Origin of the sequence: Phocaeicola sp. HCN-6420 (assembly GCF_037890145.1) — a bacterium.
Taxonomy (GTDB): Bacteria; Bacteroidota; Bacteroidia; order Bacteroidales; family Bacteroidaceae; genus Phocaeicola.
In genome coordinates this window covers 17,715-32,512 of sequence record NZ_JBBKBJ010000038.1, presented here as the reverse complement: position 1 = coordinate 32,512, position 14,798 = coordinate 17,715, and the positions used below count along the sequence as shown (strand labels likewise).

The window sequence follows — 14,798 nt, the reverse complement described above, 5'->3', positions numbered from 1 at the left end:
CAGCGAGGACGGCACCCAGTACGTGATGACCGTCAAGCAGAAGGACAACCAGGGCGGCGAGAGCTCGAAGGAAGTGCGCTTTTCCAAGTACACGGACGATGACAAGGTGGTGGTGAACATCGACCTGACGGACAGCGGCGGTGCGGGACTTCCCGCCTCGCAGTATCTGGCACTGGGCAGCGGCTTTGTGGTGAAATACTCCGTAGGTGTGGGCACTGCCGGTGGCGGTACGGTGGACGGCTACAGCGACCTGAAAGCCCGTGTAATCGTGAAACGCGGTTCGACCGTCATCAGTGAGTTCCGGGATGCGGAGTTTGTGGGCGTTACAGCCGGACAGAGCTATACCTTTGACGCTTCGCCCTACCTGAAGGATGCCACTGCCTATACCGTACAGGTGGAAGCGCAGGCAACTTACCAGGACGGCACGCTGATGAAGACGGCCACGGCCAAGGTGACCATGGTGGCCATGGAGCTGGAGACCACCTACTCGGCGGGCAACGGGCTGGCCGACGGGGGATATAAAAATGACGTGAACATCCCCTTTACTGCCAAGGGCACGAGCGGTGAGAAGAACATCTACTACCGCGTGAACGGCGGACAGGCCTTTACCCTCGGTCTTTCGGCCGGCAGCGGTGTGCAGCAGAAGAACGTGACCATCCCCCTGACACAGATGCAGGAGGGTACGAACGTGGTGGAAGCCTACGCGCAGCATGAGAACTCCGGTGTGGTGAGCCGGGTGCATTACATTACGCTGCTGAAGGCAGGCGGAGGTGTGACAGCGTATGCCGGCCTGATGTTCAGCCACCGGGCAGCGGGGTTCCAGCGTGACTGGAAACACCCGGTGCTGGAGGCAGAGCAGTTCACGGCATGGAACTTCACGTATGCCGGCTATGACCGCGATGCGTACACGGCCCGTGTGAAAGTGACCGACCGGGGCAGCGTGGTGAAGGAAGACCTGCTGCAACGCGGTGAGACCGGCAGCTACGGACGGACGAACGTGAACGTGGAACCGTTGGACTACCGTGTGTCATGCGGCGATGCCGTGCTTGAGGTGCAGGTGAACACCACATCGCACCCGGACATTGAAGCCACGCTGGCACCGGATGCCGTGTGTACGTTTGACGCCTTCGGGCGAAGCAACACGGAAAACAACCCGGCAAGCTGGGTGAGCGGTGACAAGCGTATGGAGTTCCGGGACGTGCTGTGGAGCGTGAACGAATATGGTGCCGGTAGCGGCTGGCACAAGGACCGCCTGCTGCTGGCCGGTGGTGCAGGTATGACCCTGACCGCTGACGGCGGTTACCGCCCCTTCAACGAGGCGGACAAGCCCGAGGGATTTGCCATCCGTGACGTGGGCATGACGCTGGAGATAGAATACAGCACGGCCAACGTGACGGATACGGATGCCGAGCTGATCACCTGCCTGGGGCAGCTGGACAACGGCAACCGGTACGGGCTGATTGTGACTCCGGAAGAGGCCAAGTTCCTGACCGGTGTGGTGACCGAGGCGATGGATGCCGGACAGATGCTGCGCTATGAAGACTCGGTGGGTACCAAGTTCCAGCCGGGTACGAATATCCGCATTACCTACGTGTTCTATCCGAACGTGCAGACCAACGAACAGCGCACGCTGATCGGTTTCTATGTGAACGGTGAAGAGTCGGCTGCTTCCAAGTGGCTCGACAAGGTGAATTTTGACATTCAGAGCCAGTTGGAATTTAAGTCGGCGGGTGCCGACCTGAACGTGAAGAGCGTGCGTATCTATAACAAGGCGCTGACCTCGGACGAGGTGCTGAACAACTACATCGTGGACCGCAACCACCTGGAGGATGCCGACGGGGAACCGGGCGTGCGCTCACTGGATGAGGACAACCGCGTGCTGAATGAAGGAGATACGGTGAGCATGGAGAAGCTGATGGGGCTGATGAAGAAGCGCCGGAACTCGATCCTGGTACTGATAGGCACGGGCAGCGTGGGCAGTGAGGTTCCGAGCGACAGCGACACGCTGAACGTGGTGGATGCACTGGCCCAGCTGAACGACAAGAAGGCCAACAAACTGGTAAGGGAGGTCCGTTTCTATAACGGAGAGGACAGGACGCTTGACTTTATCCTTACCAACGTATATGTCCGTATTCAGGGTACTTCTTCCGTGAACTATGCCAGAAAGAACTTCCGTTTCTACTTCCAGAAGACGGCAAGCGGCTGGACGGTTACATTGAGCTACGGGGAGATTGACGGAAACGGCAGGCAGAAGAATCCGGTGGTAACTACCGGCAAAAAAAATCTCTTCAAGTTACGCAGGAACTCGGTAGGCGCGAAGCTGGCATGTTCCAAATGCGACTTCTCGGACTCGTCCATGACCACCAATACCGGAGGTGCGAAGCTTATCAATGACGGACTGAAAGAGATGGGGCTGCTTACGCCTGCCCAGCGTTACGCCAAAGACCATGGGCTGAAGGACGATTACCGTTCGGCCATCGACGGCCTGCCGTGCGACCTGTTCGTAGCGAAGAGTGCCGACGAAGACCTGACCTATTACGGCCAGTACAACATGAACAACGAGAAGAGCGACAGCTACCCCATCTTCGGGCAGGATGAGACCATCGGCGGCGAGAAATGGGGCGAGGGCGACACGCTGAACTACCTGGAAGCCGACGAGGAAGGACACAAGCAGTACCTGCCCGTCTGCTTCGAGACGCTGAACAACTCCAATCCGCTGTGCCTGTTCCACTGGTTGCCGAGTACCGAACCGGAGCATAAGGATTTCATGGACTACAACTTTGACGGAGGACTGGAATTTAATCATCCGAAAGATACCTTCTGGTCGGACGGAGGCGGTGACGCGGAGGAAGAACCGAACCTGAAAGACCACCTCGGTACCGGTGACAAGTACGACAAGATGTACAAGGCCACCGACCGCATGATGAGTTTCGTCTACCGGTGCGTAAAGGAAACGCCTGCGGGCAGGAACATGGTTTACAGCACGGAATCCCATTCGTTCGAGGGGGTGGACTATGAGGACGACGGCGACAAGTTCCCTACCGCCAAGTGGCAGAGCGATACGTTCAGGAAAGAGGCATCGAAGTATTTCGACCTTCCCCACCTGATTGCCTACTATCTGTACGTGCAGTTCAACCTCGGCGTGGACCAGCTTGCGAAGAACATGCTTATCCGCACATGGGACGGTGTGAAATGGTTGATTGACTATTATGACGGCGACTGCCAGCTCGGTTCTGACAACAAGTCGTTCCTGACCGGGAAGTATGACGACAACCGCCAGACGAAGCGCGACGGGGCTTATGTGATGCAGGGTCATAACTCGTGGCTGTGGAACCTCATCGTGGCCAATTGCTGGGACATGATTGTGGAGATTATGGTGAGCGGATGGAACGGGGGCGCAAGCTTCATGAGTGCTTTCAGTATCCAGAAAGCCATTGACCATTTCGATACCGAACAGATGAAGAAGTGGTGCTCGCGCCTCTATAACAAGTCCGGCATCTTCAAATACATCTATCCGTTCCTGAACGAAATGCCGGTGGGTGCGGACGGAGCCAAACAGACCTATCCGCAAATCTACGGTCTGAAGGGTTCGTTGAAAGCACACCGGAACTACTTCATCCAACGCCGGTATGACCTGAAGCAGGTGGAGTACGGCTATGTATCCACGCTGGGTGCCCAGTTCTACCAGAGTACGGCATCGCTGGACAAGGCCTACACGCTGAAACCGATGCAGTACCGTCTGACCATTCCGTACCGTGTGCAGCTTTCCACCAGCAACGGCGTGCAGGCCGACAGCGGCGTGGTGGATGCGGACGTGCTCCACTCGTTGCAGCTGACCCGTGCCTTCGGTGAAAATGACCCGTTGAAGATCATCGGTGCGGCGAAAGTCAAGGAACTGGTTTGGCATGAGGATGCGTTCGCAATCGGCTTCAACTTCGGTCTGCTGACCTCACTGGTAAAACTCGACATGAGCGTGGAGAAAGCCAGCGGTTACCGGAATGGCTCGTTCATGGCTTCGACGAACGGCATGCTGCTTCTGGAAGAAGTGAACATGCGGAACAACCGGCTGGCCCGGAACGGGGACAACGGCAATGTGGCTACTTTGGACTTGAGCTGGCAGGGCCGCCTGAAGAAACTGGACGTGAGGGGTACGGGGCTGACCCGTGTGAAACTGGCCACCGGTGCGCCCGTTGTGCAGTTATGCCTGCCGGACACGATTGAGGAACTGTTCCTGGAATATCTGACCAAGCTGTCCGACAGTGGCCTGATACTGGAAGGCATCAATAATGTGCGGGGCTACCGCTACACCAACTGCCCCGGCATCGACGGGTTCGCTATGCTGGAACGCCTTCACCAGGCCAGACTGAACGGCAGCGGCAAGCTGGAACGCTTCGTGCTGGAGATAGACCGGGAAGACGACGGAACCCTGCTGAAGAAGTATTACGACTACGGAACGTATACGCAGACGGGTGCCGTGGATGACCGGCATTCGGGACTGAGGGGCAAGCTGACCCTGACGAAGTATCTGGCTGATGAGGAACTGGAGAAGTATGCCGCCCGTTATCCGGAACTGACCATCAAGCAGCCGCCCTATACGATGATTGAGTTTGACGACAGTGTGGCCGACGATGCCAATGTTTCGAACCTGGACAACAAGACGGGGTACAAATTCGGCAATACGTACAAAATGAGCGGGCATGTGAATGCCATCCTGTCCAAGCGCCACCGCGTATTGGCCAAGGTGACCAGGATGCCCACGAGCCGGAAGGTGGAGATAGCCGGGCAGCAGGTGGAAGTGAACAACCCGGACGGGGAGATGACCTATTTCCCCCTGCATGACGAAAGCTCGAACTTCTATGCCGATGCGGAGGATATGAACGATTGCACGGTGGCGAAGCTGGACGGCAGCGAGGGAGACTGGATGATGTATGAGCCGTTTTACTGGAGCAAAGGCATCAACGATTATTTGAACAACAAGAAGTACGCCTGCTACAGCAGTTATCCGGAGGACGAAATGCCCCCGATTCCGGACGCGACGGTACTGACACTGGATGCCATCAAGGAGACACAGGGCGGCTGGCTGGGTGAACGCAAGATCATGAGCGGCAAGCCCACGCTGATGGAATCCTATACGACGGACAAGGCTTATTCCGTGTGCAAAGTGGACGTGTCGGGTTACAGACGTGTCCGCTTCCCGAGCGTTCCAGGAACAGGGCTTATCGGCAGTGTGTTTGCTGATGCGGAGGGAAACATCCTGAAGAGTATTGTGGTGCCGACCATCGGCTTGAAATTTGAAGCCGGCATGTATCTGATAGCAGACGTTCCGGAACGTGCTACAGCCCTGCATTTCTCCATTCTGAACACGGCAGAGTTTGACTGCGTGGTGCTGAGCAACAGCGACAAGATAGAGGACATGGAACCGGATTGGGTGGCCAATGAGGAACATCTGTGTGCCGTTGTGGGCAGTTCTGTAGTGGGCAGCAAGTTGCGTGCCTGCATAACCGGAGCTTCGACCACGGCAAGCATGACATGGACGGACTTCCACTATTACAGCCAGCAGCGTGGCATGCAGCAGATAGATGCCCTGATGCACAGCCGCATCGCGAACCTGAGCTATGCAAAGTACGGGCGTAGGGACATGCAGGAACAATGCGGTGCCGGTCAGCATAACAATAACCGGACAACGGGTGGAACGGCCGACCATGGAATGACAGACACCATCGGCTATGACGAAGCGTATGTCATCAACAACAAAATCACGAATTCGCTGATTGACGGCTTGGTGCATCAGTATGCCTGGTATAAGAGCCGGGACGAATACGGACAGGCGACCGTGGTGCAGGTGAACAATATCTGCTGCCTGGGCTACGAGGACATCTACGGCAACAAGTATGACATGATGGACGGCGTGGATCTGCCGAATGACAGCGGCAACCAGGGCAAATGGCGCATCTGGATGCCTGACGGCAGTATCCGTATGGTACAGGGCAAGAAGGACAGCGGTCAGTGGATTACAGGCGTGGCGTACGGCAAGTATATGGACATGGTTCCGGTAGGTAATTTGAACGGATCATCTTCCACCTACTATACCGACATGTACTGGATAAGCACCGCTACAGTCCGTGTGGTCTATCGCGGGTACAACGATGCGTATGCGGCTGGCGGTGTGTCGAATGCGAATGCGAATAACGATGCTTCGAATACGAATGCATATGTCGGCTCGCGTCTGGCCTTCCGCGGCAAAATCGTCCGGGCGCAAAGCGTGGCAGCGTACAAGGCGATACGCGAGGTGGCGTAAGCGCAAAGCGCCAAAGCGTGGAGCGAAGCGACTAAAACGAAAGAACGGGATTCGGATGGTTTCCGAATTCCATTTAAAAGGTATTCAAATACCGGCGAAGCCGGTCGAAAAAATAGAATTTTGAGGTATATGAAAAAGATTATCGCATTTTTAAAAATGAGTAACCGTTACAAGCATCTTATCGGTGGTTTGATGGTAGGTCTATTGGGATTTACTCCTTGGACGGCCTTTTATGCTGCGGCCATTGCAGCTTCCTGTCTGGAACTGAAAGATACTCTTCGGGGAAGTCCTTGGGACTGGATTGATTGGGGGCTCACCGTCGCGGGTGGCAGTATATCCGTTTTATTTTGGATGATAGTGTAATTCGTTTATCTGTTTTGCCTGTTAAATCAGTAACTTTGCAAGCGGTAGAGTTCCCCAATAGTCCGTGTGGTCTATCGCGGGTACAACAATGCGAATGCGAATGGCGGTGTGTCGAATGCGAATGCGAATAACGATGCTTCGAATACGAATGCGAATGTCGGCTCGCGTCTGGAAATCTAACAAATCGGCGTACAGCAGCGGGGACGTGTCCCCGAAGCGGTGCCGAGGGGAGCAAGCCACAGCAACAGCACCAGAAAAGGTGGAAAGCTGAAAAATCACGCGTCGGGTGGAGTTTGGTAGGCTGTTATCAGTTCGAAGAAGTCAGACCCGGGGAAAGGAAGGCCCTCATCTTCCATGTTTATTAACCAATAGCTTATGCGCAGGGAAGGATATATTATCGAGGAAATCATCGAATACTCCAATATGTCGGAGGCATTCGATTCGGTACTTCGCGGAACCGATCGTAAGAGGTCAAGGCAGGGACGATTCCTGCTTGCCCATAGGGAGAAGATTATCACCGAACTGACGGCTTCCATTGCGGACGGCTCATTCCGGCTGGGCGGCTACCATGAGAGGGAAATTGAAGAATACGGTAAAAAACGTATTTTGCAGATCCTGTCCATGAAAGACCGCATCGCTGTGTTTGCCATCATGAATGTGGTGGACCGCCACCTGCAAAAACGTTATATCCGGACAACCGGTGCAAGCATCAAAAGGCGCGGTACTCATGACCTGATGAACTGCATACGTACCGATTTGCAAAAAAATCCGGAAGGCACGCTTTACGCATACAAATTTGACATCCGGAGGTTTTATGACAATGCGCGGCAGGACTTTGTTATGTGGTGCTTCCGGAGGGTGTTCAAGGACAAAAGGCTGTTGGTCTTGTTGGAGCGGTTTGTTAAGCTGCTGCCGGAAGGTATCAGTTTCGGACTGCGCAGTTCACAAGGGGCAGGAAATCTGCTTCTGTCTGTATTTTTAGACCACTATCTGAAGGATAAGTACGGGGTTCGTTATTACTATCGCTATTGCGATGACGGACTGGTACTCGGTAAAACGAAAGCGGAATTGTGGAAGATTCGTGATGCTGTTCACGGGCAAATGGGAAAAATAGACTTGGAAATAAAGCCGAATGAACGGGTGTTCCCTGTGGAAGAAGGCATTGATTTCCTTGGCTATGTTATCCGTCCCGACTATGTAAGATTGCGGAAACGCATCAAACAGAAGTTTGCCCGGAAAATGCACGAGGTAAAATCGAGAAAAAGACGGCGGGAACTGATTGCCAGTTTCTACGGCATGACGAAGCACGCCGACTGTAATAAGTTGTTTAAAAAATTAACAGGCAAAGAAATGAGAAGTTTTAAAGACTTGAATGTCGCTTACAAGCCGGAAGACGGTAAAAAGCGATTCCCCGGAGTGGTGGTAAGCATCCGGGAACTGGTAAACTTACCCATTGTAGTGAAGGACTTTGAGACCGGTATCAAAACCGAGCAGGGAGAAGACCGCTGTATTGTGGCCATCGAAGTGAACGGCGAGGCAAAGAAGTTCTTCACCAACAGCGAGGAAATGAAGAATATTCTCGCACAAGTAAAGGAAATGCCGGATGGTTTCCCGTTTGAAACGACCATCAAGACAGAGACATTCGGCAAAGGTAGAACCAAATACGTGTTTACATGAGAAGAGTTGAAGGAAGTTCCGGGGTTTCGCTGATGGAATGCACGAACCCGGTTAAAGACAAATGGCGCATCCGATGGGATGTGCAGGAAAAAGAGAACGGCTCTGCCTCCTACATGGAAGAGGAGTTCGGGCATAAGCCTACTGATGAGGAAATCCACACATTGGTTATGTCCTGGTATAACAGCCAGACTGATGCGGCTATCCTATCCGGATTCGCCTATAATGGTGCCCATGTATGGCTTTCTGTGGAGAACCAGTACAACTATAAGGCAGCATACGATTTGGCCGTTCAGACGGGCGGAGAAACCCTGCCAGTGACGTTTAAGTTTGGTTCGGATGAACAACCGGAATACCATACTTTTACTCAGTTAGAAGAACTGAAAGATTTCTATACAAAAGCAGTAGGATTCATTCAGACAGTTCTGGCTGAAGGCTGGGAAAAAAAGGACAAGTTCAATTTGGAATTATATCGGATTGAGTGATTGACAATCCCTTCGGGGGAGGGATAAAAAAAGCCCCCGGCCTGTTAATATAGACGCCAATCATTTATTAACACAAAACGCCACGAGAGTGCGCGACCGGGGGCAATGCCCTCTGCCGCACTCTCGTGGCGTTTTTACGCATTAAATAAATGATTGGCATTGCAAAAGTACAAAAATGATTGGATATGACATTGTTTGAAGCACTTAAATTTAACAGAGAACCGCTTGAAATGCTTATAAGTTTGGGCGGCAAGCAGGATGACCTTCGATTCATAGACTTATATACGGAGTATGAGGTCATGAAAAAACAAGGTGAAAAGACCACTTATGCAGTGGCGTTTTTGGCAAATAAATATTCGGTAAGCGAACGTAAGGTGTATGATGTTATCAAACGGTTTGGAAAGCACTGCACGCTCGGTGCAGTGTGATTGATGTGCCGGGGATGCCTTGTGTTGTCCGGTAGAGCTACCTTTGTACAACCAAAAATAAAGCTCATGAATAAGTATTACCAGACATTAGACAAGATACTCCAAACGGGCAAAATCCAGACCAATAGGAAAGGGCGTATCAAGTATCTATTAAACGAAAGGCTCATGCTAACCCCCGCTGATTTACTTGACATATTTGAAAGCCACGGGATAGCCAGGAAAAAGCTGAAAGAGGAATTGAAACTGTTTATGCAAGGAGTCCGGGATGTGGAAAAATACAAAGAGGCAGGGATTACCTGGTGGGATTATTGCGGCCATACCCTTGTAAACAGCTATCCAACTTACTTTGAAAAGCTTCCACCCCTCATAACCAGGATTAACCGGGAAAAGCGCAACAGCAAGAATTATGTCCTGTTTCTTGGAGAAACCGGGGTGGAAAGCAACCAGGCACCCTGCCTGAGTCTTGTGCAGTTCCAAATTGATGAGGGAGAATTGGTGCTATCTGCATATCAGCGTAGTTCTGATGCGAACCTTGGGCTTCCGGCTGATATTTATCATCTTTATCTGATGGCAAGGCAGGTGGAGCTTCCCCTGAAGTCCATAACCCTTGACCTTGGAAATGTGCATATATATGAAAATAACATTGACCGGACTCTGGAACTGTTATCCGGAGTTGAAAACATTAAATTTGACTTGAACGTATGAAGAATATGAATTTATCTGCACCACTGCCATTTGTAGGCCAAAAAAGAATGTTTGCTAAAGAGTTTATTAAAGTTTTGGAACAGTTCCCTGAAGATACCGTGTTTGTGGACTTGTTTGGCGGTTCCGGACTTCTTTCGCATATAGCCAAAAGAAGCAAGCCCGATGCTACTGTTGTCTACAATGACTTCGACAACTACCGGTTCAGACTGAAAAATATCCCACAGACAAATAAACTGCTTGCCGATATTAGGGAGCTGGTGGGTAATTCGATACCCAAACATAAACCAATTAAAGGGGAACTTAGAGAACGCATTTTTAAACGTATCGAGGAAGAAGAACTAAATGTTGGGTACGTGGATTTTATAACCTTATCATCCTCACTTATGTTCTCCATGAAGTATAAATTGTCTGTAGCCGAAATGCGCAAGGAAGTCCTTTATAACAACATTCGCAAGACCGGTTATCCGGAGTCTTCTGACTACTTAAAAGGGCTTGAAATTGTATCATGCGACTACAAAGCAGTATTCAACCAATATAAGGATGTTCCCGGAGTCGTCTTTTTAATTGATCCGCCTTATCTTTCCACTGATGTTGGTACGTACAATATGTATTGGCGCTTGTCTGATTATTTGGATGTTTTAAAGATACTCGAAAAGCATTCCTTCGTTTATTTCACATCCAATAAATCCTCCATACTTGAACTGTGTGAATGGATTGGAGCAAACAAAACCATTGGCAATCCTTTTGAGGGTTGTACAAAAAAGGAATTCAATGCCCACATGAATTATTCTGCCGAATATACAGACATGATGCTGTATAAGAAACAGGAAAAATTAGTTCATAAAACAGCTGCTTAGCACTGAACAAAGATACAATTTTTCAAGTAGAAGGCCAAACTTTTGAGCCTTATTTTAATGCCGTTATAAAGCCATTTTTTATGAAATTATAAAGCCGAAACAGAGGTCATTACAAAACTTTTGTTTCGGCTTTTTGAGTGTTGCGCGCTTTCCTTTTTTGAACGCTTCGTTTTGTCCTTTTCCCTGAAAATCGAACGCTTCGTTTCGGATTCTGCGGAAATTTGGATTTGCGGATTATACATATAACAATTCAAGTGTGGGCTACGCGCGATGAAGACATTATCAACAAACGTTTTGCTATTGCTTTTGAAGATATCCGTAACGCATTCGAAACCTTTTTGAAGAACCGTCCGAAGAACCGTCCGTTTGTACTGGCTGGATTCAGTCAGGGTGGCAAGGCGGTTGTCGAACTGTTGAAGATAATGCCTAAGGACGTATACCAACAGATGGTGGCTGCTTATGTACTGGGTTACAAGGTTACACCTGACGATACGTTGGCTTCTACCAATATTAAGGCTGCCCAGGGCCCCGACGACATTGGTGTAACGATATGTTATAATTCTGTCAGCGATGTGAAGTATATTCAGCCTGTGGTAGCTGCTCCATGTGCCTTCTGTATCAACCCAGTGAACTGGCGTACGGATGATGTACCGGCTACCTTGCACGACACGATTACGGTGAGTGTAGCACAAAAGGAAAAGGTGCTGGTGGTGAAAGGATACAGTGGTAGTGAATATTCTCCGATTATGGGCTTCCTTAATGTAGGTGATTTTCATAGCGCTGAGCCGTGGCTGTATAAGGAATGTCTTGAAGAGAATATCAAGAATCGTATCGAGATTTTCAAGAAAACACGGTTTTAAGAAAAACAAGGTGATGAGCCAGCGGCTTTCGGGAGCTGTTGGCTCATCATATTATGATGAGGTGTTATAAGATAGTAGTTTGCAAACAGCAGTGGAATCGTTAGATGTCGATAGTAATACCAATCTGTTTTTATGCTTTATATAGGTTTATCCATATCATCTTTAGAAATTATAGGCTATCTTTGTTTTTAGAAAACTATAGTGTAAGTTTCGAAAATCGCAAATTTGTGTGCATATTTCCAATGCTTACACTATTGGTACTTTCTTTTGAATATCCTTAATTTTTGCTATATATTTCTATTAGGCTGTAAAATACCGATGAACTCTCCAATAATTCGAAATTCGTCTGCATGCTCTTCTTCAATGACTATGGGAGAATAATCGGAATTTTTAGGTTGGAGAACAATTTCTTCATGAGCCCAGTTTCCTTCTGCATCAAATGATTTCTTGCTGGTATATGTCTTGATGGAGTAACTACTTTCATCCAACCGCTTTCATCTACCATTTCTCCTTCTCCAAAATAACCGCATGCTGCTCGTATGGAATACAGGGGGAGGAAATCGATGTATTTTACTTCATTGTTCACTTCTGGCTCAATTCTTAGTTCAGGGATAGATTCGTCGTGTTGAGGCTCTAACTGAGCTGCAAGATATTCAGTCAATGGCTTGTCACAACAATAAACATAGCACCCTTTCATTCCTCGGGTAAGTAAAGTACGATATGTGTTTTTTATAATCTCATCAGCATCTTGAAGAGCTTTGATTTTATTGTGTGCAATGAGTGACTTAAATCCTTTGACAGATTGATCATTATTAGAACGTTGAGTGACATCTGTAATGATTTGTCCGTTCTCATAACGCATATCCGGCCCGATAATGACACCTACATAATCCAGTTCCAAACCCTGACATGTGTGTATGCAACCTATTTCTTCGATGGATTTGTTACCTATAATCCATAAATTTTTGTCAGCGTTTAGATTCCAGCGTTTCTTAAAATGGAATTCAGGTAGAATGATATCGTAGGCATTAGGATTTTTCTTGCTATTCCAATCCCAGCAATATCCAGCTACTACGCGTGCTTTGTTATTAATTTGATTCTTTTCTTTAATCGTTTCAAACAGTTGGTTTGGATCAGAAAAGATTCGAAAATCATAATCATCAGCTGCTAATCGAATATTAGCTGTTTGTCTGATTTGTAAAGTATTGTCGATCCAACTTAAATAACCGTCTGAACCATTGCATCGGAATTGAGAGTTTAGCTTAGCAGTGTGTACTACAGCGCCACAAGATTCTGCAAATTTTTGTATGGTAGCTTTGGAGCCTATATCTTTGATATGTACTCTTTGTCGATCATCTACAAAGAATACAGAAAAGTGGGATGCTTGTATGATTTCAATAATCTGATTCTCTCCTAAATTACTATATAGTCCACTTCTCATATTCAGTCTGTGAGCCTCGTCAACAATTAGTGCTCCAAAAGTATTTTGTGGAGTATCAATGAAACTGCCACTGCCTACAAACAAATTGTTGATATAGCTTTTCTTGAAACTTCCTAATAGTTTGGCTGTGTATACATCTCGTGGTGCCGCATTTTTTGATACATATTGTGCAACAACTCCTTCTTTTGTTAATTGAGCCAAAAGATTTACTGCTACGACACTTTTCCCCGTACCTGGACCACCTTCTACGATAAGAACTTGTTTGGGCCCTTTTGCTGCTTCTCGTGCTAAATTTAATGCAGTTTCGTATACGACTTTTTGATCATCCAACAATACAAACTCTCTGTTTCCATGTAACATAGAGTTCAATGCATCTGCCAGTTGTTTGGATGGGCGTAGTCTTCCATTATCGATGAGCCATACAATATCTTCCTTAGAACCGTATTTAATGTGTCTTTTTATAAATTCTTGCAGTTTTCTAGCATCCGATTTTAGAAATAGAGGAGCTTTTATTATGTATTCTGTATAACATTCATTAGAAATAATATGATCTTCCTGATAATTATGTAAGAATGCACAAGGCAGGAGTTGTATGTTCTGTTCGCGTACAGTTTCATTATAATTTTGAAGCATGTAAGCATACGACCAAGCTTGATAGGAAGGATGTGCCGTTTCACTTTCACCATGCTGAAAACGTGTCTGTATAATACCGGATTTTGAGGATAGTTTTGCTTGTTCCCATTGTTTCAATTCAATAATAACAATGTTAGAACGTTGATTATCGTCTACTCCGGAAATAATAAAATCGATTCTTTTAGATGTTAGGGGAATTTGATATTCGATAGCAATTGTTGAATTATCTGGAATATCTGATGTATTGATTACTTTATACATATGCATCATGGAATTTTTCCATGATAGCTTTTCATTAGGTGAAGTGTGTCTTCCCAAATGAATTAAGAAGGCGTGATCAATGTCATCAGCGATGGTACCATTGAAGACATCATTGATGAATCCCTTTTTACTGGCGTGATATACAATCATAGTTCAGTATATTTCTTGGCGTTGCCTTTGGATTTGTCAATAGGATATTTTTCTGCGTTTTTAGCTAATTTCGATAATATGATTTCTTTGATGTCTAAATCGTATTTGTCAGCAATGAGAAATGCATAATTCATGATATCAGCCAATTCTTCTTTGATTTTATCCACATTAACGTCTTCTGGTCGTTTCCATAAAAATGCCTCGTTTAATTCTGAAGCTTCAATGGATAAAGCTAATGCAAGATCTTTTCCATTGTGGAACTGATCCCAGTCTCTGTCTTTAGTGAATTGGATAATCCGTTCCATTATTTCTTTTATATCTGAATTTTTTGATGTCATTATATCTGTCTTTTTTATGAATTAAGACAAAGATAAATCTACTTTGTTGAATATCAAAGTATGAAATAAATAAGTGTGGGAAAATCTGTTAAATCATAACTTTGCTGACACATTCTAAATTGTGATAAGAAATAGAATCTTTTTATTGTTATTTATTTCCCGATGCAGTATGTGTACATCTTTGATTATCAATAGTATAGCACTCTAAAAGGTACAACCAGCAGGTTGGCAAGTATTTGAGAATGTGTAAGTTAGTGATTTTTAGCACCATTCTCGGCTTGTACCTCCATTTTGTAAAGTAAAAG

10 protein-coding genes are annotated in these 14,798 nt (G+C 47.6%); 8 read left to right on the top strand and 2 right to left on the bottom strand.

The genetic code is table 11. From position 1 onward, the window contains the following. From WKT12_RS15200 to WKT12_RS15165, 8 genes are all read left to right on the top strand, one after another. Positions 1 to 6,298, top strand: a 6,298-nt coding sequence (locus WKT12_RS15200; protein ID WP_340320213.1) for a hypothetical protein, incomplete at its 5' end; no start/stop codon positions are given. Positions 6,299 to 6,427: 129 nt separating this feature from the next. Further along, complete coding sequence (locus WKT12_RS15195; protein ID WP_007562474.1) at positions 6,428 to 6,661, top strand: hypothetical protein; 234 nt, start codon at positions 6,428 to 6,430, stop codon at positions 6,659 to 6,661. Positions 6,662 to 7,036: 375 nt separating this feature from the next. After that, a complete protein-coding gene (locus WKT12_RS15190; RefSeq protein ID WP_007562471.1) occupies positions 7,037 to 8,338 on the top strand; it encodes a reverse transcriptase domain-containing protein in 1,302 nt (433 codons plus the stop codon). Next, positions 8,335 to 8,820 carry a DUF4376 domain-containing protein gene (locus WKT12_RS15185; protein ID WP_007562469.1) on the top strand — a complete coding sequence of 162 codons (486 nt, stop codon included), beginning with the start codon at positions 8,335 to 8,337 and terminating at the stop codon, positions 8,818 to 8,820. Before WKT12_RS15190 ends, WKT12_RS15185 begins: the two co-directional genes overlap by 4 nt. A gap of 185 nt (positions 8,821 to 9,005) precedes the next feature. Beyond that, positions 9,006 to 9,248, top strand: coding sequence for a hypothetical protein (locus tag WKT12_RS15180; RefSeq protein WP_007562467.1), 243 nt, complete (start codon positions 9,006 to 9,008; stop codon positions 9,246 to 9,248). Between the two features lie 66 nt (positions 9,249 to 9,314). Further along, positions 9,315 to 9,953 carry a thymidylate synthase gene (locus WKT12_RS15175; protein ID WP_007562465.1) on the top strand — a complete coding sequence of 213 codons (639 nt, stop codon included), beginning with the start codon at positions 9,315 to 9,317 and terminating at the stop codon, positions 9,951 to 9,953. Continuing rightward, positions 9,950 to 10,810, top strand: a complete 861-nt coding sequence (locus WKT12_RS15170) for a DNA adenine methylase (RefSeq protein WP_007562461.1) — start codon at positions 9,950 to 9,952, stop codon at positions 10,808 to 10,810. Before WKT12_RS15175 ends, WKT12_RS15170 begins: the two co-directional genes overlap by 4 nt. 254 nt (positions 10,811 to 11,064) lie before the next feature. Next, positions 11,065 to 11,670, top strand: coding sequence for a DUF3089 domain-containing protein (locus WKT12_RS15165; RefSeq protein WP_340320212.1), 606 nt, complete (start codon positions 11,065 to 11,067; stop codon positions 11,668 to 11,670). A gap of 367 nt (positions 11,671 to 12,037) precedes the next feature. On the opposite strand, the gene WKT12_RS15160 is transcribed toward WKT12_RS15165, so the two are convergent. Together WKT12_RS15160 and WKT12_RS15155 are read right to left on the bottom strand one after the other, a co-directional pair. Further along, complete coding sequence (locus WKT12_RS15160) at positions 12,038 to 14,155, bottom strand: DUF2075 domain-containing protein (RefSeq protein ID WP_340320211.1); 2,118 nt, start codon at positions 14,153 to 14,155, stop codon at positions 12,038 to 12,040. Further along, complete coding sequence (locus WKT12_RS15155; RefSeq protein ID WP_021971426.1) at positions 14,152 to 14,493, bottom strand: nucleotide pyrophosphohydrolase; 342 nt, start codon at positions 14,491 to 14,493, stop codon at positions 14,152 to 14,154. Before WKT12_RS15155 ends, WKT12_RS15160 begins: the two co-directional genes overlap by 4 nt. Between the last annotated feature and the right edge of the window lie 305 nt (positions 14,494 to 14,798).